Genomic DNA, 26131 nt, shown 5'->3' with positions numbered 1-26131 from the left:
GTTTATACACGAAAATGGATGTTGATGAATGATATTGGAAGGCTGACATCGACCAGTCAGCCTTTCGGTAGATAAAGATATAACATTGACATGGATCAATATTTAATTCAGCTAAAAATGGATTTGTTATCAATGGAAAAAATCGATGATCGTGATTGATATTTATTTTAGCTTATCTCGCCTGTTCGGCCTTACTATGGGGCAAACGGAGGGATTAGTGATGATTATCTATGGTAAATATGGTGGTGCAGCGCTGAGAGCTGTTCATCTGATGGTGCAGAATAATTATGGGCATGCCACCGCCTGGGATATGGCTATTGCTGAAGCATTTGGTGGTGATATCAGTACAGGAAAATTCAAAAATAATCCAAAGGTAACTTTTTTGACTCTTTGCAGTCTTGGTTGTATCAGTTGCATCATGCCAGTTCATTATGTAGCTGCGACCAAAACCAGAGCATATGTGTTGGCTGCCATTGATTTATTGTCACACAAGGATATTACCAAACCGATTAATCCCGAGCAGTTATGGCTGGAGGTGATCTCGGCCTGTAAGAGCGGCAAGGTTGTGAAGCATAACAATCAGATGGATGTCATTCTGACACTCTGGTATGCCGGTGTGCTCAATCCCGAGTGGGATAGGGATGCCATCAGGATAGACTATCGACGAATATAAAAAAGCCAAGGTAATGAATACCTTGGCTATGAAACATCAATTGGTGCTGGTCAGGGATGCACTATCGGAGTGTGCGAATGGCTTGCCATACACCATCAGGTTGGTGGTTTGACTGTATTTGAGGAGATCTTTCTCTGAGAAGTCCAGAGTCATCGAGAAATCCGTGGTGGAATCATTAATGGTCATATAATTGCTTTCCGCAATACCACGCTTGCCCGTCTTGAACTCGATTTTGTTACCCGCTTTGCCTTCAGTGACCACACAGACTGCACGGGGTATACAATATGAGTTGTAAACAAGCTGATTAGTCTTGTCATAAATCAGATAGCCGCGTTGGTCATGAAATTTCCCATTATCGCTTTTTCTGAATACTTCCTGTTTGTAATACATGGCTACCAGATATTGTTCGCTAGCATTTTTTGCATCGGCTGCCGGTTCAAAGGTAATGACTTCGTAAAAGGGTTCAACTGCTGGCCCCCCTTTGCCAACTTTGCTGCCCTCCTGGCCGGGTGCTACATCTACACCACCAGCATCGGTGCTTTTCCATGTGCCAGCCAACTGAGCTAATGGACCAAAATCCAGACCATTGATAATAGTGCTGGACTCTGCGTGAGCGAGCGTGGCACAGGTAATTAATGCTATGGGTAAGATAACTTTATTCATTGTGATAACTCCATCACTAATAATGACTTGCGAATAAATATGTTCAGCAAAGTAATTGTTATAACGGACCAAGGATGTGGTCAATGATATTGAGTGATGGTGGTTAGTTTTTGTGAGTTATGATTTGTTTTTTCGGGGCTAAATAAATTGAATTTGATATAAGACAATATTGTATTTTTTCATCGCGCTTCCTCAGATATATCGTGGTAGCGAGAAAGGAACATTGACATGATGCGATGATTATTATGTCAACGGCGTGAATATTTCACTCAGCCCCATCAATTGAAGGCGATAGTCACTAACTCTGCGGCACCCTGACCCCTTTATCGAGATAGAGGCTGCTGTAGTGGGCGCGGTGGGTGACAAACATCACCTGATGGCGGCTGCCGTCGGAGAGGATAATAAAATCCCCCGCCTGAGCGGGGCTTTGCAAGGTGATCTCCTGCTCGGGGGCGGTCAGGCGGTCGACATCATCTTTGAAGGTGAGGGTGTAAGAGAACATATGGCGCTCCACTGCTGGCTCATATCAAACACTCCGTTGAAGGTAGTTGCTGGCAAGGGGGCGCGCGGCGCCCGATTGGCGCTGTTAGACCAAATATCAGCGATGAGAACGTGCGTGGCTTCAGTCGGGTTGTTCTGCTGAGGTGCGCTTGAGGCGTTTACATCAAGTCCATCGGTATCAAAAGCGATGGGAGAGGGGCAAAAAGGGATGAAAAAACCGCCAGCTGGCGGTTTTTCTTATGCGATGGGCCCTACTTCAGGGCCTTCTTCAGCTTCTTGATCTTGCCTTCATGCTTGGCAATTTTCTCAAGACGAGCGGCGATCTTCTTCTTGATCTCTTTCTTGCTTGCTTTGGCCATCGGTGGCGCTCCTTTGCAGTGGGGACACATGAGGTGTCAGTGTGGGTCTTCCCTTTGACGTCCCAGAGTGCCAAAGGGCTCCTTTGTGAACCAGCACTCTGTTGCTTTAATAGCCAGCTCGCTATAACTGCAAGGGGTCGAGCCAGCGCAGCAGTTGCTGGCCCACTTGCGGGCTGGCGAGCAGGGCCATATGGCTGGTGCGATAGACAATCAGGGTATGGGCAGGAAGAAAAGCCAGCAGATGGCGCGCTTCGTTGTGCTGGCCGAGGGCGCTGCGTAGCGGCACCAGTCCATCGCCAATCAGCCGGTCTGCCAGCAGGCTGCGCTTGGCGGCAGTGGTCGCGGCAATGGCATAGCAGTTGACGCCGCCGGGCAAGGGGAGTGGGACGCGGGGATCGCGCAAGGGCGCGGCGGGGTCGGGTTGGGCCACTTCATCGTTCACCTTGCCGTGGCGCAGATCCTTGATGCCAGCACTGCGCAGCCGAGCCAGTCTGACGAAGGGCTCGCTGTAGGCGGTGGCGGGCAGCAACTGCTCCAGCCAGTGACCTGCATGTTCGAGCGGCGCGCCGTGGTGTGGTGTGCCGAGAAAGATAAGGTTGGCAAGGTGCGCAAGCCAGGTAAGCCCGGCCTGGTTGGCATGGTGGCAGGCGCTGCGTGCAACCAGTCCCCCCATGCTGTAGCCCATTATCGTTATCTCTTTGAGCTCTCCCGGCCAGTGGGCGAGCAACTGCTCCAACAACATGGCCAGTTGCTGCCCGTTTTGTGCGATGGGCAGGCCCGAGTTGTAGCGCAGGTAAAGAGGCTGATAGCCAAGCGCGTTGGCAAGTTGCTCCCCGTGATTGACCGGTTTGCCTTGATGCTCGGTCTGCCACTGCAGATCGTTCATGCAGAGGCCATGGATCATCAGCAGCACCCGTCCCTCGCGGGGTAGATCCTCCGGCATCGCTTGCCAATCGAGGGGCTTGCCCTGATAGCGCAGGGTCATGGGGGTGGCGAGGGCATTGTGGTGCTCGACCAGCTTGTCCCCCAACACGCCGTTGAGCGTGGCGATCAGGGCCGCGCGTTTCGGGGTTTCGGGGATCTGGTGGGGCGGCGGTGGGGCTGGCAGGCGGCTGAGCAGATGGTTGATGCCGCTGCTTAGGTTGTTGGCGGTGCCATGTACCCCCTTGTAGACCAGCCCGGTGATCCCGGCTGTTTTTCCCTCATCCCGTCCCTTGAGCCCCATACCGCTCAGTACCGCCTGATGTACCGCTTCGGTGATCTCTACCGCGGCGGGCAGCGCCAGAGTCAGCAGTTGCGCCAGCTCGCGGATATCCGAAAGATGCCAGGAAGAGGATGGCGAGGGGTCTGTGGCGTCGGTCATGGCAAGCCCTTGTGAAAGCGGGTATCGCGTTGTCGTGCCGCGAAGAGCGCAGCGTATCTCTATATCAAACCAGCTTGCGCCCTTTGTGGCGGGTTTACCAGTAACGGGCCATGCATGGCGGGGCTGATAAGAACCGCTTGCGAAGCCGGTCACGGTAATGACAGGGAAAATCACCTCTACTTTGTCATATGAAGCCACATGGAGAGGTGAGGATGTCGCTGTTTGATGAGGTGCGGGTACAGGATTTGTGTGCACGGTTGCTCGATAGCCAGAACGAGAAGGGCTGCTCCCTTGATAGTCGGTATGGCCGCGAGTTGAAGGATCTGTTGCAGGCAGTGGCCGGGATCAAGCCGGTTGGCCGAGGTGCTCATTATGCGTTGACCGACGCGGGGCGGACTTATCTGACCGGACAACTGGCACGGGCAGAGCACCCCGAACCGAACAAGGGTGAGCTGCTGCAACGAATGGGAGTGAGTTTGCCTGCACGGTTCAATCAGGCCTGCTTTTATGCCCTCTGGCATGGGGATAGCAAGCATCCGCGATCAGCACCCCTTGCAGCGCCACAGCTTGCGAACTTGTCGCTAACTCAAGATGAGGTGATCCGCATACGCACCCTCGAACCGCTCTCACTGGTCGATCAGCAGGGTCAGCAGCACGATATGACGGCAATGATGGCGCTGCTGGGGGAATTGGCGTTGCCGGAGCGGACTCTGGGCACGCTGGCTGCCATCGGCTGGCAAGGGGATCGGGTCATTACGGTGGAGAACAAGGGGGCCTTTGTCGACTACTCGCTGCAACCTGGGCGACTGCTGCTCTTTGCCCCCGGTCGCAATACCACCCTGGCCAAGCAGCTTATCCCGCTGCTGCCTGCGGGCGTGCAGTGGGCCCATTTTGGCGATCTCGATCAACGGGGTATCGATATTGCCATCGAGCTGGCGCGTGAGCTAAATCGACCGGCCATGCTCTGGCTTCCCTGTGAGCTGCAACCTTATCTGGAGCACTATGCCCGTCCAGTACGCACCTTTGCGACGGACAGTGGCAAGGTGCCCTGGCGTGTGACGACGCAGGCTGATCAGGTTGATGGTCATGGCGCGTCGGCAGGCGTTCTCTGGCTTGAGAAACTGATCACAGAGGGGACTTGGCTGGAGCAGGAGGTATTGATTCTGGCCCCTCACTGGCGGAGCTGGTCATTGGACGCGATGGGCAATCAGGTGTGAAACGGGGAGCCCGCGCTCCCCGTCATTTCGTGGTCAGCTGTTTACTTGGCGTTGATGGGCCCCTTGGTGCCGGCATCATTATCGACCCAGCCATCTTCACCCTTGATGCGGCGATCCCCCTGAATGGTGTAGATGACCATGCCATCCTTGAACACCAGCGCGCCATCGGATTTCTTGGCATTGACCTTCTTGTCGTTGACCCACACCTGATCCTTGCCATCGATGCGGATGTTGGCCACGGTGGCGCCAGTTTGGGGGAAGGTGGCGATCCAGTTGCCCGCATAGGGGCTGCCGCTGGTTGCCGCAGCCGGAGCATTGCCAACACCGGCAGCCGCGTTCTCAGCCTTGGTTTTGTTGATATCGCAGCCATTAAGCTCGCTCACCTGAGTGCAGCCCGAGCGCTCCAGCTTCTGCTCATAGCTCAGATTCAGACCGCCCTCCGCGGCCGGGGCGGCCGCGCCAAATCCCGCCTTAGCATTTTCCGCTTTGGTTTTGTGAATGTCACAACCCTGCGCCTCGGTGACCTGGGTACAACCAGATCGCTCCAGCTGCTCGGCATATTTGGTACTGATGGCGTGGGCAGGGGTGATACCGAGCAGGGTCAGGGTGATGAGCAGAGCAGCATTCCTGGACATAGATAATCCCTCAAAGATGTAAGTCATGCAGGTTCCTCCGCGCAGTTGTGGCAGTGAACGTCGGCCTCTTCTGTGCATCCGAGACAGATGCGCAGCTGGCGTATTCACGTTAGCACCTTGGGCCAACCGCGCCCAGCGATGTGGCCGGAAGATAAGGCGAGAGGTGATACGGGAGTGCAGGGGAGGCGAGATGGCCGAGACATTTCTGCAGAAGAGGTCGTAACAAAAGAGCAAGTCGCTGCACGGCATTATCATAATGATAACGACAGCCCCGCTGATATCATTTCAGCCCTTGAAACTGACCTTTGATGATAATTCTCACCGATGCCGAGATATCGCCTCTGATTATTATCACCTTGCTATTTTATGGCCTGGCTGATCTGCTCACATTTTTATGGATTAAATCGATGAAATAGCCACTGATTTTGTGGGTGGCATCACACACTTTCGCCATTTATTAATATCTACCGGCATTTTATTGGTTTGGCATGGTTATTGATTGCCTCATATCGACGCTAACCGACGCGCTCACCCACAACCGGGATGCTGGTGACATCGTGAGTGAAAGGGGAGCTATCCATATCTCATCCAATGATTGGGGCGAACGATGAAAGCAGTTAACGAATTAATCAAAGAGATCAGGGCACTCAAATCCAACCTGCATGAAAAAGATTTTCTGCTGACCTGGGAGCAAACCCCTCAGGAGCTGGAGCTGGTATTGAAACTGGCCGAATCCCTCAAGACCCTGCGCGCCGAAAATATCTGCACCAAACTGTTTAACAGCGGGCTCGGTATCTCGGTTTTCCGCGATAACTCCACCCGAACCCGCTTCTCTTACGCCTCTGCGCTGAACCTGCTCGGTCTGGCCCAGCAGGATCTGGATGAGGGCAAATCCCAGATCGCCCATGGCGAAACCGTCCGTGAAACCGCCAATATGATTTCCTTCTGCGCCGATGCCATCGGGATCCGTGACGACATGTTCCTCGGTGCCGGTAACGCCTATATGCGCGAAGTGGGCGCCGCACTGGATGAAGGGTTCGAGAAGGGCGTGCTGCCCCAGCGTCCGGCGCTGGTCAACCTGCAGTGCGACATTGATCACCCGACCCAGTCCATGGCTGATCTCGCCTGGTTGCAGGAGCATTTTGGCAGCCTGGAGAGCCTCAAGGGCAAGAAGATTGCGATGACCTGGGCTTACTCCCCGAGCTACGGCAAGCCGCTCTCCGTGCCCCAGGGCATCATAGGTCTGATGACCCGTTTCGGTATGGACGTGACCCTGGCCCATCCGGAAGGGTATGACCTGATCCCGGACGTGATCGAAGTGGCCAAGGAGAATGCCAAGGCCTCCGGTGGCAGCTTCCGTCAGGTCACCTCCATGGAAGAGGCGTTCAAAGATGCCGATATCGTCTATCCCAAGTCCTGGGCTCCCTACAAGGTGATGGAGCAGCGCACCGAGTTGCTGCGCGCCAATGACCACGCCGGCCTCAAAGAGCTGGAGAAACATTGCCTTGAGCAGAACGCCAAGCACAAGGATTGGCACTGCACCGAGGAGATGATGACGCTCACCAAGGGGGGCGAGGCGCTCTATATGCACTGCCTGCCCGCCGATATTTCCGGCGTCTCCTGCAAAGAGGGCGAAGTAACCGAAGGGGTATTCGAGAAATACCGTATCGCCACTTACAAAGAGGCGAGCTGGAAGCCCTATATTATCGCCGCCATGATCATGGCCCGTAAATTCTCCGCCCCGGCAGAAACCCTGGAGAATCTGATTAAAGAGGCGCAAAAGCGGGTGAAATAAATAACGGCAGGGCAGGGTGAATATTCATCCTGCCCACGCTGTCTAATCAATTATTTCGAGTTTTCTCCCCGTGGCATCTGAATAACGGATCTCCCGGCGAGGCAGCTCTTTGTCAGGTAACGCCTAGTGAGGTAAGCATGTCCCAATTTTCGCTGAAGATGGATATTGCCGATAACCGCTTTTTTACCGCCGAGCCATCTCCGCTGTTTTCTCGCGCCGAAGCACAAAAGGCTCGCGCTTTTCATAAAAAACTGGCCGGTTATGAGCCAACCCCCTTGTGTGATTTGAAAGATCTGGCCGCCTATATCGGGGTAAAAAATATTCTGGTCAAGGATGAGTCAAAGCGCTTTGGTCTCAATGCCTTCAAGATGCTGGGTGGCGTCTACGCCATTGCCAACCTGCTCTGTGAAAAGTACGGGGTGGCCATCGAGGATTTCTCCTTCGATCTCATCAAACGCACCATCAAGGAGCCGATGACCTTCGCCACCACCACAGATGGCAACCACGGTCGTGGCGTTGCCTGGGCCGCCAAACAGGTGGGTCAGCATGCGGTGGTCTACATGCCCAAGGGCTCTGCCCAGGAGCGGGTTGACCACATTCTCAATCTCGGTGCTGAGTGCATCGTCACCGACATGAATTACGACGACACCGTGCGCCTGACCATGAAGATGGCCGAAGAGCGCGGCTGGCACATCGTGCAGGACACCGCTTGGGAGGGTTACACCAAGATCCCGACCTGGATCATGCAGGGTTACTCCACCCTGGCCGACGAAGCGGTCGAGCAGATGCAGGGTATGGGTATCAAGCAGCCGACTCATGTGCTGCTGCAAGCCGGGGTCGGGGCGCTGGCGGGCGGGGTGCTCGGTTATCTGGTGGACTGCTTCGGGGCGAAAAATCTGCACAGCATAGTGGTCGAGCCGGATCAGGCCGACTGCATCTATCGATCCGGCGTGGCGGGGGAGATGGTCAACGTGGGTGGCGATATGCGCACCATCATGGCCGGTCTCGCCTGTGGCGAACCCAACCCCCTCGGTTGGCCGCTGCTCAGAAGCTGCACCACCCAGTTCATCTCCTGTCACGACAAGGTGTCGGCATTAGGGATGAGAGTGCTCGGTAACCCTCTTGGCAATGACCCTCGCATCATCTCCGGTGAGTCCGGCTCGGTCGGTACCGGCGTGCTGGCGGCAGTGCGTCACCACCCGGATCGCGCGGCGCTGATGGAACGTCTCGGGCTAAGTCGCGACTCCGTGGTGCTGATCATCAACACCGAAGGGGACACCGATGTGACCCACTACCGGGAAGTGGTGTGGGAAGGCAAGCATCCTGCCTGCGACTAACTCTCCCGCCAGAGCAGAGACACGAATTGGAGAACTGATCGCACCTCGCCAACGGGGTGCGGTAACGGGCACAGGGCGCTGTCGACGAACAGGCCGCGCACTCTCAGTTGTTATGGAGAATCACAATGAGCAAGCAAATTCCGTTTGAAATGGTGTTGGAGAAGGCCTACCAGTACAAGGCCGAGATGAGTCAGTTCCTGCGCGACATGATCGCCATCCCAAGCGAGAGCTGCGATGAAGAGCGCGTCGTGCTGCGCATCAAGCAGGAGATGGAGAAGGTTGGCTTTGACAAGGTCGAGATTGACCCCATGGGGAACGTGCTGGGCTATATCGGCCACGGCCCGCACCTGATCGCCATGGATGCCCACATCGATACCGTGGGCGTCGGCAACATGGCCAACTGGAAGTTCGACCCCTATGAGGGGATGGAAGATCACGAGATCATCGGTGGCCGCGGCGCATCTGACCAAGAAGGCGGCATGGCCTCCATGGTCTATGCGGGCAAGATCATCAAGGATCTGGGGTTGGAAGATCAGTACACCCTGCTGGTGACCGGTACCGTGCAGGAGGAGGATTGCGATGGCCTCTGCTGGCAGTACATCATCGAGCAGAGCAAGATCCGCCCCGAGTTCGTGGTTAGTACCGAACCCACCGACTGCCAGATCTACCGTGGCCAGCGTGGCCGCATGGAGATCCGTGTGGAAGTGCAGGGGGTGAGCTGCCACGGCTCTGCGCCGGAGCGCGGTGACAACGCCATCTTCAAGATGGGCCCCATCCTCGGCGAGCTGCAGGAGCTGAGCCACAACCTAGGCAACGACGACTTCCTCGGCAAGGGCACCCTGACCGTCTCAGAGATCTTCTTCACTTCGCCAAGCCGCTGCGCCGTGGCAGACAGCTGCGCCGTCTCCATCGACCGTCGTCTCACCTGGGGCGAGACCTGGCAAGGTGCGCTCGACGAGATCCGAGCCCTGCCTGCGGTGCAAGCCGCCGGTGCCGAGGTCTCCATGTATCAGTACGACCGTCCGGCCTACACCGGTCTGGTTTACCCGACCGAGTGCTACTTCCCGACCTGGAAGGTGGAGGAGGATCACATCACCGTCAAAACCCTCTCCAAGGCTTATCGCGAGCTGTTCAACAAGGAGCCGGTGGTAGACAAGTGGACCTTCTCTACCAACGGGGTCTCCATCATGGGTCGACACGGTATTCCGGTGATCGGTTTTGGCCCGGGTAAAGAGCCGGAGGCCCACGCCCCGAACGAGAAAACCTGGAAAGAGCATCTGGTCAAGTGCGCCGCTATGTACGCCGTGATCCCCATGCTCTATCTGGCCGAGCTGGACAAGTAAGGGGTCTGCCGGGTGGTGACTGCCATCGCCGCCCGGCTGTCGCAAGTGTGGCAAGTGCCCCGTCTCCATTGAGGCGGGGCTTTGCTGTTTGAAGTGATGTTCGAGGTGGTGGGAATGAAACGGCTGATCAAGAACGGTGTGCTGGTCGATGCGAAGGGGGAATATCGTCAGGATCTGCTGATCGAGAACGGGGTGATCCGCGCGCACGCCGCCGCTATCCAGCCCGATGGCGAAACCGAGGTGATCGATGCCAGCGGCTGCTACGTGATGCCCGGTGGCATCGACGTCCACACCCACTTCAACATCGATGTGGGGATTGCCCGCAGTTGCGATGACTTCTTCAGCGGTACCCGTGCCGCCGCCAGTGGCGGCACCACCACCATCATCGACCACATGGGATTTGGACCGGCGGGGTGCAATCTGCATCACCAGCTGGCCCGCTATCACGATTACGCCGCCGATCAGGCGGTGATCGACTACAGCTTTCACGGCGTGATCCAGCATGTGGATGACGCCATCCTCCACGAGATGGCCGCCATGGTGCAGGAGGAGGGGATCAGCAGCTTCAAGCTCTACCTCACCTACCAGTACAAGCTGGGGGATCACGACGTGCTGCGCGCCCTGGCCCGCCTCAAGGAGGTGGGGGCGCTTGCCACAGTCCATCCCGAGAACGATGCCGCCATCGCGGCGCGCCGGGCGGCCCTGCTGGCCGCCGGTCACCATGAGCCCTGGTATCACCCGCAAAGCCGCCCGCTGGAGTGCGAGGCGGAGGCCATCGCCCGGATGATCAATCTGGCGGGGCTCGCTGGCAATGCGCCGCTCTATATCGTCCACCTCTCCAACGGACTGGGGCTGGAGTATCTGAAATTGGCGCGCCGTCAGGGCCAACCGGTCTGGGTGGAGACCTGCCCGCAATATCTGCTTTTGGATGATTCCTGCTACTACCGGGAGAACGGAGTCGACTATCTGCTCAGCCCGCCGCTGCGCTCGCGCCGCGAGCAGGACAAGCTGTGGGTCGGCATCGCAGCTGGCGATATCGACACGGTGGCGACCGATCACTGCAACTTCTCCCACGCCCAGCGCATGACCCTCTCGGGGGGCGATTTCAGCCGCTGCCCCAACGGCTTGCCGGGCGTCGAGAACCGGATGCTGCTGCTCTTTGCCCACGGGGTATTGGGCGGGCGCATCTCGCCGTCACGCTTCGTGGCCCTCACCAGTGCCAATTCGGCCAAGTTGTTCGGTCTCTGGCCGCGCAAGGGCAATCTGCAACCGGGTGCCGATGCCGATCTGGTGCTGATGGATCCCCGTGGCGAGACACAAATCCACCACGCCGCCCTGCACGACAATGGCGACTACAGCCCCTACGAGGGGATGCATTGTCCCGGCCAGATCAGGATGACCCTCAGTCGCGGCGAGATAGTCGCTCGCGATGGCGAGTTTCTGGGGCGGCGTGGTCATGGCCGCTTTCTGGCCAGAGCACCCTTTGATCCGGCGTTGGCGCCGGAGCTGCACTCGCCTTGCCCCTTGGTGGCAGGCTGACAATCCGTTCGAAACACGCAGATCAGCAAGCTTATGTGAACAACGAAAGGTGGGCCGGTATTGCGCCGGCTTGTCCCATCACTGGAGATAACAAGATGAAACAGAGAATCGTACTGGCCCTGGGGGGCAATGCGCTGGGTAACAACCTGCCCGAGCAGATGAAGGCGGTTCAGAGCACGGCGGGTACCATTGCCGACCTGATCGCCCAGGGGCACGAGGTGGTGGTGACCCACGGCAACGGGCCGCAGGTGGGGATGATCCAGCAGGCGTTCGAAGTGGCGGCCCGCCATGACCCCAAGGCGCCGCATCTGCCCATGTCTGTCTGTGTGGCCCTGAGTCAGGGTTATATCGGTTATGACCTGCAAAATGCCCTGCGCGAAGCCCTGCTGGAGCGCGGCATCCACAAGCCGGTCGCCACTTTGGTGACCCAGGTGGAGGTGGATAAAAACGATCCCGCCTTCCTTGATCCGAGCAAGCCCATCGGCGGCTTCTTCAGCAAGGAGGAGGCCGAGGCATTGATGGCCAGGGGCGAGCGGCTCAAAGAGGATGCCGGTCGCGGCTATCGCCGGGTAGTGGCCTCCCCCAAACCCGTCGACATCATCGAGAAAGAGACCGTCTCTGCCATGCTGGCCGCCGGTCAGGTGGTGATCACCGTCGGTGGCGGCGGCATTCCGGTGCTGCGCGAGGGCAATCACCTGCGCGGTGCCAGCGCGGTGATCGACAAGGATTGGGCCAGTGCCAAGCTGGCGGAGCTCATCGACGCCGACATGCTGATCATCCTTACCGCAGTGGAGAAGGTGGCCATCAACTTCGGCAAGCCCGAGGTGCAGTGGCTCGATACCCTGAGCGTGGCCGATGCCAACAGCTTTATCGCCCAGGGGCAGTTTGCCAAGGGCTCCATGCTGCCCAAGGTGGAGGCGGCGCTCTCGTTCGCCACCTCCTTGCCGGGGCGAAAATCCCTGATCACCTTGTTGGAGAAGGCCGCCGAGGGGATCGCTGGCAAGACCGGTACCGTGATCAGCCTGTAATCATGCGTACTGACCCACAGGGGCATCCGGCCCCTGACAGAGTGTGGAGCCTAGGCTCCACACTCTGTTTTATTGGGATGGCGGTGACGGATCATCACTGTCGATCGTGCTCTGCAGGCCAGAGGAACCGCTCTGTGGGAGTGGTAATGGGGCTAGTTGGAGTGGCTGCCGGGTTTTGTGGATGGCAGAAACCTGTAGAGGCCGATACCGGCGAGCAAACCAATCATCGCCAGCAGCAGCCAGATGACTGTGGCGGGGCGGCTGCCTGCATCCCCCAACATAAAACCGATGAGCAGGTTGCCAAAGAGCGCCATGCAGCCGCCAGCGCTGGCATAGAAGCCGTAGTAGCTGCCGAGCTGCTCGGGAGGGGCGTAGCGGGGCAGTTGGGCGGCAAAGAGCGGGAAGCAGAGGATGGAACCCAAGGAAAGCAGGGCCACCTGTGTCAACACGCCTGCCGTCGGCCAAGGTGCCAGCAGCGGTAGAGCCAGGTAGCTCAAGCCCATCATCCCGATACCCAACCCCATGGCGAGCGGCATTCCCAGGCGCCTCTCTACCAGACGGGAGGCAGGTAGCTGGAGCAGGACGCCGATCACCGCCGAGAGGGTAAAGACGCCGCCGAGCAGGTGGGTGGCGTCCGGCAGGCTCTGGATATGGGCGGGCAGGGCGAGATAGAGCTGGTGGAACAGGATCTGGTAGCTGCCCGCCAGCAGGGTAAACACGATAAATGAGCGCTGGCGCACTATCTCTCTCCATTGGCGCAAAATGGCGCCACGCGGACTCTGGTGGCTCACCGGGCGTTTGGGCAGCACCCGGTATTGCAGCACGCCGAGCAGGGCGAACAGACTAGCCGCCAACAAGCCGGTCAGGGTATAGCTCTGCTGGGTCAGAGTCAGGCCGACCAGGGGCCCGAGCAGCATGCCCGCCTCGCTGGCGAGATTGTGCAGGGCAAAGGCGCGCTGACGCTGGCTCGGGTTGTGGCATTCGCTGGCAAGGTACGCCTGGGCGCAAGGGGTGAACAGCGCCCCCGCAAAGCCGGTGAGGGCGGCGGCCAGCAGCAGGATGGGCAGGGACTCGGCCCAGCCCAGCAGCACAAAACCGACCGAGCGCACCAGGCAGCCCCAGACGATGGCGGGGTGATAGCCGATGCGATCCCCAAGGGTACCCCCCAAGAGAAAGAGCCCCTGCTGGCTGAAGACCCGCATCCCCATGACGAGGCCACAGGCCCAACCGGCGAGACCCAGTCCGCTACCCATGTGCTGGGCGAGGAAGGGCATCATCATGTAGAAACCGAGGTTGAAGGCCAGCCCGTTAGTGATAAGCAGGCGGGCCGCCGGGCTCATGCCCTGCCAGTCCCGCCAGTAGGAGGCGCCGTTCATCTTCGCCTCCCGTTAGTATGTCGGGAGGGGGCCGCCGGGGTTGTGCTGCGCTCAGTCATGAGGCCTTTCGCACGGTTCTGAGGAAGGGGATGCCGCTCTGATCATGGCTTATCTCCACCGGTACGTGGTAAAGGCGCTCTATGAGGGCCGCGTCGAGCACCCGGGCGGGGGGGCCGAAGGCCTGCAGATCGCCCCCTGCCAGCACGATCAGCTGATCGGCAAACTGGGCGGCGAGGTTGAGATCGTGCAACACCACCAGGGTGATCCACTGCTGCTCGCGGGTCTGCTGACACAGATGCTCCATCAGTTGCATCTGGTGGTGCAGATCCAGGGCGCTTACTGGCTCGTCCAGCATCATGATGCGGGGATCGCGCAGCAGCACCTGGGCAAACAGCACCATCTGCCGCTGGCCGCCGCTTAAGGAGTAGAGGGGGCGATCCGCCAGATGGGCGATGCCGAGCGCCTGCAGGGCGCGACCCGCCGCCAGGATGTCCTCGTCCGCCAGACGCATGGAGAGGCTGTCGAGGCGCCCCAGTACCACCACTTCGATGACGCTCAAGTCTAGCTCCAGCTGGATGTTCTGGGGCATGTAGCCAAACTGCTGGCGCCACCTGGCCTGCGTCATCTGGCGGGCACTCTGGCCCCCCAGGCGGATATCGCCGCCATCCGGGGTCAGTTCACCAAAGAGGGTGCGCATCAAGGAGGTCTTGCCGGTCCCGTTCGGGCCGATGATCACGTGGACTTGACCCGGATGCAGGGTGAGGTTGAGCTCTCGCAGCAGGGTTTGCTGGCCGAGGGAGAGGGTGAGTCGGGATATTTCAAGCACGTTTACGCCCCCTGCCGAGGATCAACCAGATGAAGAAGGGCACGCCAATCAAAGCGGTGACGATGCCGATGGGAAAGAGGGCCCCCGGAATGATGGACTTGGAGAGCACCGAGGCCGCCGAGAGCATGCAGGCGCCGCACAGGGCCGAGAGCGGGATAAGAAAGCGCTGATCCTCCCCCACCAACATGCGAGCGATATGGGGCGCCACCAGGCCAACGAAGCCGATGACACCGACGAAACTGGTGGCGGTGGCGGTGAGCAGGGCGACCAGGAGCAGGGTCTTCATGCGCAACCTGTCCACGTTGACCCCGAGGCTGCGGGCGCGGGCTTCCCCGAGGCGAAGGCTGGTGAGGGCCCAGGCATCCCGGTAGATGAGCAGGGTGCAGATCAGGGTGACGGCGGCGGTGATGATCAGGGAGTCCCAGGTGGTGCGCATCAGGCTGCCAAACAGCCAGAACAGGATCTGCTGGTTGAGCTCGGGGGAGGAGAGAAACTGCAGCAGGGAGAGCAGGGATTGGAACAGGAACAGCAGGGCGATGCCCGCCAGGATCAGGGTCTGGCTGCTGACATGGCGCATCATGGCCAGGCCAAATAAAAGGCTCGCGGCAAACATGCAGAGGATGAAGGCGCCAGCCGGAATGGCAATCAGAGGAGGGAGTCCAAGACCGCCGGTATAGAGCGCCAGTGCGGCACCGAGCCCCGCTGCCGCCGCGAGCCCCAGGGTGTAGGGGCTGGCCAGCGGATTGTCCAGCAGGGTCTGCATCTGGACGCCGCCAAGGCCCAGCGCAGCACCGACCACCAGCGCCATCAGGGCGATGGGCAGGCGCATGTCATGGACTATGGTGCGGGTCATGGGATCGGCCTGGGCGGGGGCGAGCAGGGCATCGACCACTTCGCCAAGTGGCAGCAGAGAGGGGCCGGTGGCGATGTCGAGCACCAGGGTAATGCACAGTACCAGGGTGAGCAGCAGGAGCCAGTGCCCGCGACGGCGCTCCCGTTGCCGCTGGCGGGCGAGGGTCTGCTGCAGGGCAGCTAAATCATTCATGATGACAATCCTGAAACGGGCGCCATGAGAGGCGCCCACAAGGGTGAAAAGAGGGATGAAAAGGGCTCTGCCTAGACAGGCAAAGCCCGAACGACCGGATTCAGTTTGCGTCACCCTGCTTGATGCCCAGCATAAAGGTGCCCTGGGGACGGATGGGCAGATAGCGCTGGTAGAAGCCCTGATAGGTGGCCAGGGGATCGAGATCCTGGAACAGATCCGGGTAGAGGGCCTTGGCCATGAACTCGATGAGAGCTGCATCCATGATGCTGCGGGTGGCGCCGTGATAGACCGCATAGAGGCGACCCTGCTGCACTGCGGGCAACTCGCTCCAGCCCGGGCGGGCGGCAAAGCCTTGCAGACGCTGGCGCACCGTCTCGGCTGACACATCCTGGCCAACCTGCATCGCCTCTGCGCTGCTCACGCTCTCGTAGCCCGCCATCAGGATGACCTCGGGTTTGCTCGCCAGCAGTTGCTCAGGATGGATGGGGCCCCAGCGCTCGACGAAGGGAGCCGCGACGTTGTCACCCCCGGCCAGCAGGGCCATCGCGCCCCACATGTCCTTGCCATAGGTGTAGCTGTACTCGGCCGGGCCCTTGTCACCCAGCTCGATATAGACCCGAGGGGGCTGGCGCTTCGCGTTGGCAACGCGGGAGGTGATGATGTCAATCTTGGTCTTGTATTCGTCGGCCATCTGTTGGGCACGAGCTTCCTGACCTGTCACCTTGCCCAGCAGCAAGGTGCTCGCCATGTGGCGCTCTAGGGTCTGGGCGTTGTAGTCGATGACCACCACCGGGATCCCGGCCTGTTCGAAGCGTGGCAGATCCGGGCCGAGAGCCTCATATTGCCACTTCGCCAGGATCAGCAAATCGGGCTTGACCGCCAGGGTCTTCTCGATGGAGAAGCTCTGATCCTGCACATTGCCAAGGTCAGGCACCTTGGCCAGTTGCGGCAGGCTGGCGACATAGAGCGACCAGATGGCAGGGCGGGACTTGACGAACCAGCCACGGGACATGCCCACCAGCCGATCGGCGCCGCCTTCACCAGCCACGGCCAGATAATCCTCGGGATAGAAACCGAGCACGATACGGCTGGCCGGTAGGCTGAGGGAGACCTTGCGGCCCATCACATCTTCTACTTCAACCGGGGGATTTGCCTGCGCCATCCAGCTCATCAGGGCGAGCTGACCGAGCAGCAGCAACTTTGCCAGGGGGTGACGAAACATCTTGTGAAAACCTTGAACGGATTTTGGGGTGCGAAGTATTAGCATTTGCGTTTAGTGATGGCAATCGATTTTACCAAGGGTCAGATAAGGGACGTATATAGCGTGTTGGTCGTTCGAGGCCCACCTTGGCAAGGTTCTTCGCCAACGCCGCTCTTCAGGGGGGAGGGTAGGTTTGGGCTGTCGGCCCCCACAAGAGTAAGATGGTTCATTTCGGGGCTGGTTAGCCCGGCATGCAGGCGCACAGGCGCCAAAAAGGCAGAGTAATGAGCACAAAGATCAATATGGCGGCGCTGGGGGGGCTTGTTCTGCTCACCGCCATCTGGAGTTACAGCTGGATCGTGATGAAGCAGGTAATGCTCTACGCGGGGGCGTTCGAGTTCACCGCCCTGCGCTGCCTGTGCGGTTCATTGGTGTTGTTGTTGGTGCTGGCCCTGCGCGGGCGCCGTTATCTCAAACCCACCCCGTTTCGCTATACATTAGCCATCGCCCTGTTCCAGACCTGCGGCATGGTGGGGTTGGCCCAGTGGGCGTTGATCAGCGGCGGGGCGGGCAAGGTGGCCATTTTGAGTTACACTATGCCGTTTTGGGTGGTGATCTTCGCGGCGCTCTTTCTCGGCGAGCGGATGCGCAAGCTGCACTATCTGGCGGTCGGAGTGGCGGCCTGCGGGCTGCTGCTGGTGATCCAGCCCTGGTTGCTGCATCTTGAATCCCTCAAGAGTGCCCTCTTGGCGATCCTCTCCGGCATCTGCTGGGGGATCAGCGCCATCATCGCCAAGCGGATGTATGCCCGCCATCCCGGGGTGGATCTGATGTCCCTCACCACCTGGCAGATGATCTACGCCACCCTGGTGATGACACTGGTGGCCGCGCTGGTACCGGAGCGCCCCATCGACTGGCAACCCTACGTGATGGGGGCGCTGGCCTATAGCGCTATTTTTGCCACCGCCATTGCCTGGAGTCTCTGGCTGTTTGTGTTGAAAAAATTGCCTGCGGGGATTGCCAGCCTCAGCACCCTGGCGGTGCCGGTGAGCGGTGTGCTGCTCTCCTGGTGGCTGCTCGGCGAAAATCCGGGGCCGGTGGAGGGGAGCGGTATCGCCGTTATCGTGCTGGCATTGTTGGTGATCAGTCGCAAGGGCAAACGCTCCGTGGTGTCGGTGGCGGGGGAGACCCGTATCAAGCACGGCTGAGCCGATTGCTGGCAACGAAATAAAAGGGCCCGCCATCATGGCGGGCCCTTCTGGTTTTAAGAACACTCTCTTATCTGCGCTGGGCCAGATGCATCATGGCTTCCAATACGGCGCCGCCGATAGCGCGAGCCTTGTCAGAGACGGTGGTGGCATCGGCGCGCTCGCCGCGCGGATCGATATCGCCAATCTTGAAGCCGACCGGCACCTCGATGCCATCGCTGAGCAGCCCCCGCACCATGCCCGAGAGCGGCGCTATGATGGGGGCGTCCCCCACATGGGCGATCACATCCCCCTCCTGCACCAGATCGCCGAGCTTGATCAGGCTTTTCATCACCCCGGGGGCGGGGGCGCGTACCACCCGGCGGGCGGAGTGCCCCTCGATCACCCCGGGAATGCCGGTATTGGGCTGGGCGGGGCCCTGATAGATGACCCGGCCCAGATGGTGGCCGCGGTTGGTCTCGATCACCGCATCGCAGTCGCGCCCCGCCTCAAACCCCGGGCCAAGGGCCACCGTGATGGGTGCCATCTCCTTGTGGGTGCCGAGGTTCTGTTTGGCCAAAATGGCATCCACCAGATAGCGCGGTTTGAGCTCGGAGAGGGTGGCGCAGTCGGGGTCAACCAGCAGCGGAATGATGTCCCGATCCAGCTGCTCGAACGCCTGCTCGACGCTCTCGACCCGCTTGGCGCGCACTCCCTCGACACTGGTTTCACCATCGAACATCCCTTGGGCGAAAGCGACGGTGCGACGGATCACCGTGGGTTTGTCGAGATCCAGCATCACCACTTTGAAGCCCGCATTGTGCAGCCGCAGCGCGACGCCGGTGGCGATATCGCCGGAGCCGCGCATTACCACCAGTTGATCCCGCTTGAGGCGCACATCGTCCTGCATCAGGCCGCCTGCCTTGCCGTTTTTCACCTGCAGCAGTTCGGCGAGGATGCTGATGGCGATCTCCTCGGGCGTCTCGGCACCGATGTTGTAGCCGATGGGGGCGTGCAAACGCTGCAACTGCTCCTGACTCACTCCTTGCTGGCGCAGGGCCTGGGTGAAGGTCTGCACCTTGCGCTTGCTGGCGAGCAGCCCCAGATAGGCGAGGGGACGGCTGATCAGTCGCTCCAGCGCCTCCTTGTCCTGATGATTGGTGGCGATGATGACGAAGTTGGCGGGCTCGATGGCCAGTTTCTCAATCACCGCGCTGATGGTATCGGCCTGTTTGAGATGGGTGCCGGCGGGGAAGTGTTCGGGGTTGAGGCTCCCTTCAAAGCAGTCGCCGACATGGATATCAAAACCCAGCGGCGCGGCGGCATGGGCCAGCGCCCGGTTGACGTGACCGGCGCCGATCAGTACCAGACGGGGGCGCAGGCCGTAGACATCGATATAGACCGACATGGCGCCGCCACAATCCGACCCCACCGCATGCTCGCCGTTGCGGGCCATCCGGCCATGGAAGATGCGCGGCTTGCGCTCGGCAATGGCTGCCACCGCCTCTTCGATCACCAGCCGTTCAATCATGCCGCCACCGATGGTACCGAGGATCTGGCCATCGGCCATCACCAGCATCTGGGCCTGATGGCGCGGGGTGGAGCCCCGGCTCTCGATGATCTGGGCCATGGCAAAGGGAGTGTTCTCCTGTTCCAGTCGGGCTGCGTGTGCAAACAGATTCATAAGGTACCTCTTCTTATCCTTAAACCATCATGGGCGAGGCGGCTGTGCCTCATCCTGAGCGAAGTAACCGAGTGCGAGGCGAATGGGCTGTGGCTCGCGAACCGCCCCCTGCCAGATGGCATGGATCTCGGGGTGGCGGCTATGCAGCTTTATCAATTCATCGAGCCACGACGCCTCATTTTGATAATCCCCATTGATAAACCAGATCCGGCGCGCCCTGGCCGGGGTGCCCTTGAACACCCCCTGAGGGTGGGAGAGCAGCTTGTGAAACAGCGCCCAGTCGAGCGGGTCACCGGCCTCTATCCCGCACAGGGCCTGGAATTCGGTCCAGCGGTGGATCTGCTGCGGGTCGGCCTTGGCCCCCACCATGGCGCCGCCCGTCAGGGCGATCACCCAATCACTGCTCTGGGGAATGCAAGGTTCGTGCAAAGCGGGCACTTTCAATAACTTGTGATTGGCGCCATCCGCTTCGACCAGGATGAGATCGAAGCGCTGCTGCCCCTTGATGAGATCAATCTGCTGGGGTGTGGGGCCCGCCACCTTGCCGCTGGCCTGATCGATATGGCTGAACAGGGCGACCAGAGTCGGCTCATCGGGCAGTTGCTGACAGCGGGTCAGCTGGCGGACGGGGTCGGCTTCCAGGATCAATTCCCGATAGTGTGACGGGGCTGGCAGAAACATCCGGGTGGTGGTGGTAATTAGCACCCTTTTACCCTGTTTATAAAAATATTCCGCCAGCCAGAACAGGGTGCTGGTTTTTCCACCGGCCCCGCAGAGGCTAATTAAGGTGGTATGGCTATCAATATTTTGGGTGAGCGGGTTTAATAGCGAATCTATATCTGGAAATGCGACAGCAACAGCGTGTGGGTGCGACATAATGACGACCAAAATAAATATCGAAGGGAGTGGAAAACAACGTTGCCAGGAACAAGTGCAGTGTGACTGTATAATAACGGCGGCGGGTTTATCTTCCCGAATGGGTACCTGGAAAATGATGCTACCTTATTGCCAGGGGACAATGCTTGATGCAAGTCTCAAAAATGCCCTGGCCTTTTGTCAGCGGGTTATTCTGGTGGTGGGCCATCGTGGCGAGGAGCTTCAACAACGCTACCTTGAGCGGCCGGATATTGTTGTCGTCCACAACCCCGACTATCGGCAGGGGCTGGGCAGCTCCATCCGCTCTGCCCTGGCGGCCAGTGACGCTGACTACCTCTTTATCAGCCACGGGGATCTCCCCTGTATCCCGCGCGATGTCTATCATCAGCTCTGGCTGGCACGGGGCTGTGAGGTACTCTTCCCCACCTGGCAGGGGGAGGCGGGCCATCCGGTGTTGCTGCCCAAATCCCTTGCCCGCGAGCTGGCAGCGGCCCCGGTGCAGCCGTCGGTACGGCGCTGGTTGCAAGGGCATCCCCACCGTATGGTGCCAGTCGACAGCCCCGCCATTCTGTTTGATGTGGATACCCCGGAGCGCTATCAGGCGCTGCTGGGCGGTGCGCTGGAAAAGGAGATCGAGCGTGCGAAATAACCCTGTTTTAAAAAGATAACGGGGAGATAAATGGCGTATCAAAGTGATATTTCTCGCACTTGAACTGATAGGGCGAGTTCTTTTTAATCAGCACATCAAGTAAATTTCAGAGTGATTGATAACTACTCGCAATACCCATAATGGTGGCATCGCAAAATATCCTCATTAATTGGAGCTGTCTCACGCTTTCACCCTAAAAAATAGTTTTGTGGCTGGTGTGGCCTGATAGTTGCTCCTCTCCTTGCCAAGGGGTAATGCCCGTGCGGGATACCCCATTTATTCATGCTGCCAATGGGCAGAACAGCTGCAAGGAGATTGCCATGGGCGATATTATGCGACCCGTTCCGTTCAAGAACCTGCTGACCCGTATTTTCGCGGAATATAAAGAGAGTCAGAGCATTTTCGGTATTCCCGCCGCGCAATTCTATCGCAAGCAGGACGAGCGCAAGATCAAGGTGTTCGGTGAAACCTGCGAGACCCCCATTGGCCCGGCAGCTGGCCCCCATACCCAGTTGGCCCAGAACATCGTCACTTCCTGGCTGACCGGCGGGCGCTTTATCGAGCTCAAGACGGTGCAGATCCTGGACCGTCTCGAACTGGAAAAGCCCTGCATCGATGCCGAAGACGAGTGCTTCAACACCGAGTGGTCTACCGAGTTCACCCTGCCCAAGGCGTTCGACGAGTATCTGAAAGCCTGGTTTGCCCTCTATCTGCTGGAGGAGGTATTCGATCCGCGTCTTGAGGGGGAGGCCAAGTCCTTTATCTTCAACATGAGCGTGGGTTACAACCTCGACGGCATCAAACAGCCACCGATGCAGCAGTTTATCCACAGTCTGATGGATGCCAGCAGCACTCCGAAATTTGCCGAGTACCAGCAGGTGCTGCGCGAGCTGGTGGCCGACGAGCAGTTTATCGCCGAGCTGGGACTGGGGGCGCGCCGCGATCGCCTGCAACAGCTGGTGGATCGTATCCCGGCCAATCTGGTTCACGGCGTCACTCTCTCCACCATGCACGGCTGCCCGCCGAACGAAATTGAGGCCATCTGCCGCTACATGCTGGAAGAGAAGGGGCTCAACACCTTCGTCAAACTGAACCCGACCCTGCTGGGCTACCCGCGGGTGCGCGAGATACTCGATACCTGTGGCTTTGATTACATTGGTCTGAGCGAAGCGTCGTTCGATCACGACCTCAAGCTGGAGCAGGCCAAGGCGATGCTGACCCGTTTGATGGCGCTGGGGGCCGAGAAGGGGCTCACCTTCGGGGTCAAGCTGACCAACACCCTGGGCACCATCAACCGCAAAGGGGCGCTGCCGGGGGATGAGATGTATATGTCCGGCCGGGCGCTGTTCCCGCTCTCCATCAACGTGGCGGCGGTGCTGTCCCGCGCCTTCGATGGCAAGCTGCCTATCTCCTACTCGGGCGGCGCCAGCAAGTTCAACATCGCGGAGATCTTCGAGACCGGTATTCGTCCCATCACCATGGCCACCGACCTGCTGAAACCGGGTGGCTACCTGCGCCAGATTGAGTGCCTCAAAGAGATCGACGCCTCTGACAGCTGGGGCATGAGTCAGGTGGATGTGGCCAAGCTGGAAGCGCTTGCCGCCAAGGCGCTCACCATGGATTACACCCAGAAGGAGTGGAAGTCCGACGATCGCATCGAAGTGGGCGGCGGTCTGCCGCTGACCGACTGCTACGTAGCTCCCTGCGTCACCGCCTGCGCCGTGCATCAGGATATCCCCGAGTACATTCGCCTGATGGGCGAGGGGGAGTATGTGGCAGCCCTTGAGCTGATTTATCAGCGCAACGCCTTGCCTGCCATCACCGGCCATATCTGCGATCACCAGTGCCAGTACAACTGCACCCGTCTCGACTACGACAGCGCGCTAAATATCCGCGAGCTGAAAAAAGTGGCACTGGAGCGCGGCTGGGAAGGGTACAAGGCCCGCTGGCACAAACCGGCAGGCAGTGGTGACAAGCATCCGGTTGCGGTTATTGGTGCTGGCCCGGCCGGTCTCTCCGCCGGTTATTTCCTGGCCCGCGCAGGCCACCCGGTCACCGTGTTCGAGCGCGAAGCGGATGCCGGTGGCGTGGTCAAACACATTATCCCCGAGTTCCGCATTCCGGCCGAGCTTATCCAGCACGATATCGACTTTGTCGCCGCCCACGGGGTCAAATTCGAGTTTGGCTGCGATCCGGCGCTCACCGTCGACAAGCTGCACGCCCAGGGCTTTACCTATGTCTTCGTCGGCATCGGCGCCGACAAGAATGGCGGCATGCGTCTCGAAGGGGGTCATGATCGGGTCTACAAATCCTTCAACTTCCTGCGCAGCTTCAATCAGGGCAAACCGCTGCCACTCGGCCGCCATGTGGCGGTGATCGGCGCCGGTAACACCGCCATGGACTGCGCCCGCGCCGCCCTCAAGGTGCCGGGTGTCAGCGATGTCACCGTTATCTACCGCCGCAGCGAAAAAGAGATGCCCGCCTATCGCGAGGAGTATCTGGAAGCGGTGGAGGATGGGGTGCGTTTTTGCTTCCTCACCAATCCGGAGCGCTTTGACCAAGATGGCAAGCTCACCGTGCGGATGATGGCGCTGGGGGATCCTGACGAACAGGGCCGCTGCCGTCCGGTGCCCACCGAGCAGACCGAAGTGATGCAGATGGATGCGCTGATCACCGCCATCGGCGAGCAGCCTGATTGCGAAGTATTGAAAGCGATGGGCATTCCTCTGGGCAGCGATGGCTGGCCCGAGGTGGATGGCCAGACTGGCGAAACCAGCCGTCGCAACGTCTTCCTCATCGGTGACGTGCAGAGTGGCCCGTCCTCCATCGTCGGTGCCATCGGTGGTGCCCGCCGCGCCGCGGATCTGGTGCTCTCTCGCGAGCATATCGCCAGCCAGCAGAGTGCAGTGACCATTCAGCCGTCGGGCAAGGATGAGATCTACCGCCGCAAGGGGAGCATCGCCGTCACCATGGTTGACAAGAGCGAGCGCGATGCCTTCGTGGCGCAAGAGGCGCACCGTTGCCTCGAGTGCAACTACCTCTGCAGCAAGTGCGTGGATGTCTGCCCCAACCGGGCCAACGTCGCCATCGCGGTGCCGGGCTTCAAGGATCAGTTCCAGACCCTGCACCTGGATGCCTACTGCAACGAATGTGGCAACTGTGCCCAGTTCTGCCCGTGGCAGGGCAAGCCCTATCAGGACAAGGTCACCATCTTCAGCCTGCCCGAGGACTTCGACAACAGCCGCAACCCCGGTTTCTATCTGGCTGACGGTGGCGAACTGCGGGTGCGTCAGGATGGCGAGACCTATCGCCTGACCATAGATGCCCAGAGCCGGATCAAGGATGCGCCTGCGGCTCTCGGCGACATGTGCCGCATCATCAGCCATGTCCACGCCCATCACCACTACCTGCTGGGGGCCGTCGAGGCCTGAGCGAATAACGAATAAGCGAAGGAGCAAACCATGTTTATTCTGAAGAACGTCACCGCCGTCCAGCTGGAGCCGACCCGGGTACTGGAAGGGGTGGATATCGCTATCGAAGGCACCCTTATCAAAGCGGTAGGGCCCAATCTGCGGGCCCTCTACCCGGAGGCCAACTATCGGGAGATGGGGGGCAAGCTGGTGATGCCGGGCATCGTCTGTGCCCACAACCACTTCTACTCCGGCCTGTCGCGGGGGATCATGGCCAATATCGCCCCTTGCCCGGATTTTATCTCCACCCTGAAAAACCTCTGGTGGCGGCTCGATCGGGCGCTCGATGAAGAGTCCCTCTACTACAGCGGTCTAATCTGTTCGCTGGAAGCGATCAAGAGCGGCTGCAGCGCGGTGATCGACCACCACGCGTCGCCCAACTTCATCAAGGGTTCCCTGAATGTATTGCGCAAAGGGTTTGTGGAGGCGGGTCTGCGCGGCATGACCTGCTTCGAGACCACGGATCGCAACGGCGGCCTCGCCGAATTGCAGGCCGGGGTGGAGGAGAACATCCTGTTTGCGCAGGCCATTGATGCCGCCAAGGCCAAGGGGAGCGAGCCCTATCTGGTGGAGGCCCATATCGGTGCCCACGCCCCCTTCACCGTGCCCGACGAGGGGCTGGCCATGCTGCGCGAAGCGGTGCAGGTCACCGGTCGCGGCCTGCATATCCATGTGGCGGAAGACCGCTACGACATGGCTCACGGTCACCACCACTATGGCAAGGAGCCCATCGCCCGGCTGGACGAGTTTGGCCTTATCGACAGCAAGTCGCTTGTCGCCCACGGTATCTACCTGAGCCCGGCCGACATCGAGCTGCTCAACAGCCGCGATGCCTTCCTGGTGCACAACGCCCGCTCCAACATGAACAACCACGTGGGCTACAACATGCATCTGCCGGAGTATCGCAATCTGGCGCTTGGCACCGATGGCATCGGCTCCGACATGCTTGAAGAGCTCAAGTTCGCCTACTTCAAACACAAGGATGCCGGCGGCGCCCTGTGGCCAGACAGCTTTGCCCGCTTCCTCTGGAACGGCAACACCCTGCTGGAGCGCAACTTCGGCGCCAAATTTGGCCGCCTGGAGCCAGGCTACAAGGCCGACCTCACCATCTGCGACTACGACGCGCCGACCCCGCTGGCGCCGCGCAACCTCGGTGGCCATCTCGCCTTTGGTATGGGATCGAACAGCGTCAACAGCGTGATGGTGGAGGGGCGCATGGTCTATCAGGACCGCGAGTTCCCGTTCGATGTCGCGCCCATTTATGAGCAGGCCAGCAAGGTGGCGAGCCGCCTGTGGCAACGGATGGATCAGCTGGCCTAAGGCCACCTTCCACAGTTTTGGACCGGATTGCCCGCCCTGTGGAT

21 protein-coding genes are annotated in these 26131 nt (G+C 59.6%); 11 read left to right on the top strand and 10 right to left on the bottom strand.

Going from position 1 to position 26131, the window contains the following annotated elements; all coding sequences use genetic code 11:
* Positions 1 to 145: 145 nt before the first annotated feature.
* Positions 146 to 673, top strand: a complete 528-nt coding sequence (locus AB5Y97_RS12765) for a hypothetical protein (RefSeq protein WP_230599627.1) — start codon at positions 146 to 148, stop codon at positions 671 to 673.
* Between the two features lie 36 nt (positions 674 to 709).
* Here the strand turns inward: AB5Y97_RS12765 and AB5Y97_RS12760 are convergent, their stop codons facing one another.
* The 3 genes from AB5Y97_RS12760 to AB5Y97_RS12750 form a co-directional block, all read right to left on the bottom strand.
* A complete protein-coding gene (locus tag AB5Y97_RS12760) occupies positions 710 to 1336 on the bottom strand; it encodes a heme-binding beta-barrel domain-containing protein (protein WP_368158103.1) in 627 nt (208 codons plus the stop codon).
* A 298-nt stretch (positions 1337 to 1634) separates the two neighbouring features.
* On the bottom strand, positions 1635 to 1838 hold the full coding sequence (locus AB5Y97_RS12755) for a hypothetical protein (RefSeq protein ID WP_167556490.1): 204 nt from the start codon (positions 1836 to 1838) through the stop codon (positions 1635 to 1637).
* 479 nt (positions 1839 to 2317) lie between these two features.
* Entirely contained in the window at positions 2318 to 3559 is a 1242-nt protein-coding gene (locus AB5Y97_RS12750) for a triacylglycerol lipase (RefSeq protein WP_201946414.1), read from the bottom strand.
* 212 nt (positions 3560 to 3771) lie between these two features.
* Between AB5Y97_RS12750 and AB5Y97_RS12745 the strand changes: the two genes are divergently transcribed.
* Positions 3772 to 4776, top strand: a complete 1005-nt coding sequence (locus tag AB5Y97_RS12745; protein WP_201946415.1) for a Wadjet anti-phage system protein JetD domain-containing protein — start codon at positions 3772 to 3774, stop codon at positions 4774 to 4776.
* Between the two features lie 41 nt (positions 4777 to 4817).
* Here AB5Y97_RS12745 and AB5Y97_RS12740 read toward each other — a convergent pair whose 3' ends face one another.
* On the bottom strand, positions 4818 to 5411 hold the full coding sequence (locus AB5Y97_RS12740) for a hypothetical protein (RefSeq protein ID WP_201946417.1): 594 nt from the start codon (positions 5409 to 5411) through the stop codon (positions 4818 to 4820).
* Between the two features lie 607 nt (positions 5412 to 6018).
* On the opposite strand from AB5Y97_RS12740, the gene ygeW reads away from it, so the two are divergent.
* From ygeW to arcC, 5 genes are all read left to right on the top strand, one after another.
* The gene (gene ygeW / locus AB5Y97_RS12735) at positions 6019 to 7206 is read left to right on the top strand and encodes a knotted carbamoyltransferase YgeW (protein ID WP_201946419.1); all 1188 of its coding nucleotides are present in this window, start codon (positions 6019 to 6021) and stop codon (positions 7204 to 7206) included.
* Positions 7207 to 7343: 137 nt separating this feature from the next.
* Positions 7344 to 8543, top strand: a complete 1200-nt coding sequence (dpaL, locus tag AB5Y97_RS12730; RefSeq protein ID WP_139494859.1) for a diaminopropionate ammonia-lyase — start codon at positions 7344 to 7346, stop codon at positions 8541 to 8543.
* Between the two features lie 125 nt (positions 8544 to 8668).
* Positions 8669 to 9886 (top strand): YgeY family selenium metabolism-linked hydrolase, encoded by a 1218-nt coding sequence (locus AB5Y97_RS12725; protein ID WP_101530615.1) that lies wholly within the window; start codon positions 8669 to 8671, stop codon positions 9884 to 9886.
* A gap of 114 nt (positions 9887 to 10000) precedes the next feature.
* Positions 10001 to 11425, top strand: a complete 1425-nt coding sequence (gene hydA, locus AB5Y97_RS12720) for a dihydropyrimidinase (protein WP_201946421.1) — start codon at positions 10001 to 10003, stop codon at positions 11423 to 11425.
* Positions 11426 to 11520: 95 nt separating this feature from the next.
* Positions 11521 to 12453: a carbamate kinase gene (arcC, locus tag AB5Y97_RS12715; protein WP_236294558.1), complete on the top strand. Its 933-nt coding sequence runs from the start codon at positions 11521 to 11523 to the stop codon at positions 12451 to 12453.
* A 152-nt stretch (positions 12454 to 12605) separates the two neighbouring features.
* On the opposite strand, the gene AB5Y97_RS12710 is transcribed toward arcC, so the two are convergent.
* The 4 genes from AB5Y97_RS12710 to AB5Y97_RS12695 form a co-directional block, all read right to left on the bottom strand.
* Positions 12606 to 13829 carry an MFS transporter gene (locus AB5Y97_RS12710; protein WP_201946424.1) on the bottom strand — a complete coding sequence of 408 codons (1224 nt, stop codon included), beginning with the start codon at positions 13827 to 13829 and terminating at the stop codon, positions 12606 to 12608.
* A gap of 55 nt (positions 13830 to 13884) precedes the next feature.
* Positions 13885 to 14655 (bottom strand): ABC transporter ATP-binding protein, encoded by a 771-nt coding sequence (locus tag AB5Y97_RS12705; protein WP_201946426.1) that lies wholly within the window; start codon positions 14653 to 14655, stop codon positions 13885 to 13887.
* A complete protein-coding gene (locus AB5Y97_RS12700; protein ID WP_201946427.1) occupies positions 14648 to 15700 on the bottom strand; it encodes an iron ABC transporter permease in 1053 nt (350 codons plus the stop codon). Before AB5Y97_RS12700 ends, AB5Y97_RS12705 begins: the two co-directional genes overlap by 8 nt.
* A 100-nt stretch (positions 15701 to 15800) precedes the next feature.
* A complete protein-coding gene (locus AB5Y97_RS12695; RefSeq protein ID WP_201946429.1) occupies positions 15801 to 16922 on the bottom strand; it encodes an ABC transporter substrate-binding protein in 1122 nt (373 codons plus the stop codon).
* 263 nt (positions 16923 to 17185) lie between these two features.
* Here AB5Y97_RS12695 and AB5Y97_RS12690 point away from each other — a divergent pair, with 263 nt between their 5' ends.
* Positions 17186 to 18109 (top strand): DMT family transporter, encoded by a 924-nt coding sequence (locus AB5Y97_RS12690; protein ID WP_201946431.1) that lies wholly within the window; start codon positions 17186 to 17188, stop codon positions 18107 to 18109.
* Positions 18110 to 18179: 70 nt separating this feature from the next.
* Here the strand turns inward: AB5Y97_RS12690 and yqeB are convergent, their stop codons facing one another.
* On the bottom strand, positions 18180 to 19772 hold the full coding sequence (gene yqeB / locus AB5Y97_RS12685) for a selenium-dependent molybdenum cofactor biosynthesis protein YqeB (protein WP_368158097.1): 1593 nt from the start codon (positions 19770 to 19772) through the stop codon (positions 18180 to 18182).
* Between the two features lie 27 nt (positions 19773 to 19799).
* Positions 19800 to 20648, bottom strand: coding sequence for a selenium cofactor biosynthesis protein YqeC (gene yqeC / locus AB5Y97_RS12680; RefSeq protein ID WP_368158095.1), 849 nt, complete (start codon positions 20646 to 20648; stop codon positions 19800 to 19802).
* A 1-nt stretch (position 20649) separates the two neighbouring features.
* Between yqeC and mocA the strand changes: the two genes are divergently transcribed.
* The 3 genes from mocA to ssnA all read left to right on the top strand — a co-directional run bounded on the left by mocA (position 20650) and on the right by ssnA (position 26087).
* On the top strand, positions 20650 to 21297 hold the full coding sequence (mocA, locus tag AB5Y97_RS12675; protein WP_265177249.1) for a molybdenum cofactor cytidylyltransferase: 648 nt from the start codon (positions 20650 to 20652) through the stop codon (positions 21295 to 21297).
* Between the two features lie 320 nt (positions 21298 to 21617).
* Complete coding sequence (ygfK, locus tag AB5Y97_RS12670) at positions 21618 to 24728, top strand: putative selenate reductase subunit YgfK (RefSeq protein ID WP_368158093.1); 3111 nt, start codon at positions 21618 to 21620, stop codon at positions 24726 to 24728.
* A gap of 30 nt (positions 24729 to 24758) precedes the next feature.
* The gene (ssnA, locus tag AB5Y97_RS12665; RefSeq protein WP_201946441.1) at positions 24759 to 26087 is read left to right on the top strand and encodes a putative aminohydrolase SsnA; all 1329 of its coding nucleotides are present in this window, start codon (positions 24759 to 24761) and stop codon (positions 26085 to 26087) included.
* Positions 26088 to 26131 lie beyond the last annotated feature (44 nt).

This window comes from Aeromonas sp. R10-2 (assembly GCF_040908445.1).
GTDB classification, from domain to species: domain Bacteria; phylum Pseudomonadota; class Gammaproteobacteria; order Enterobacterales; family Aeromonadaceae; genus Aeromonas; species Aeromonas veronii.
This window is presented reverse-complemented; position numbering and strand designations above follow the sequence as displayed.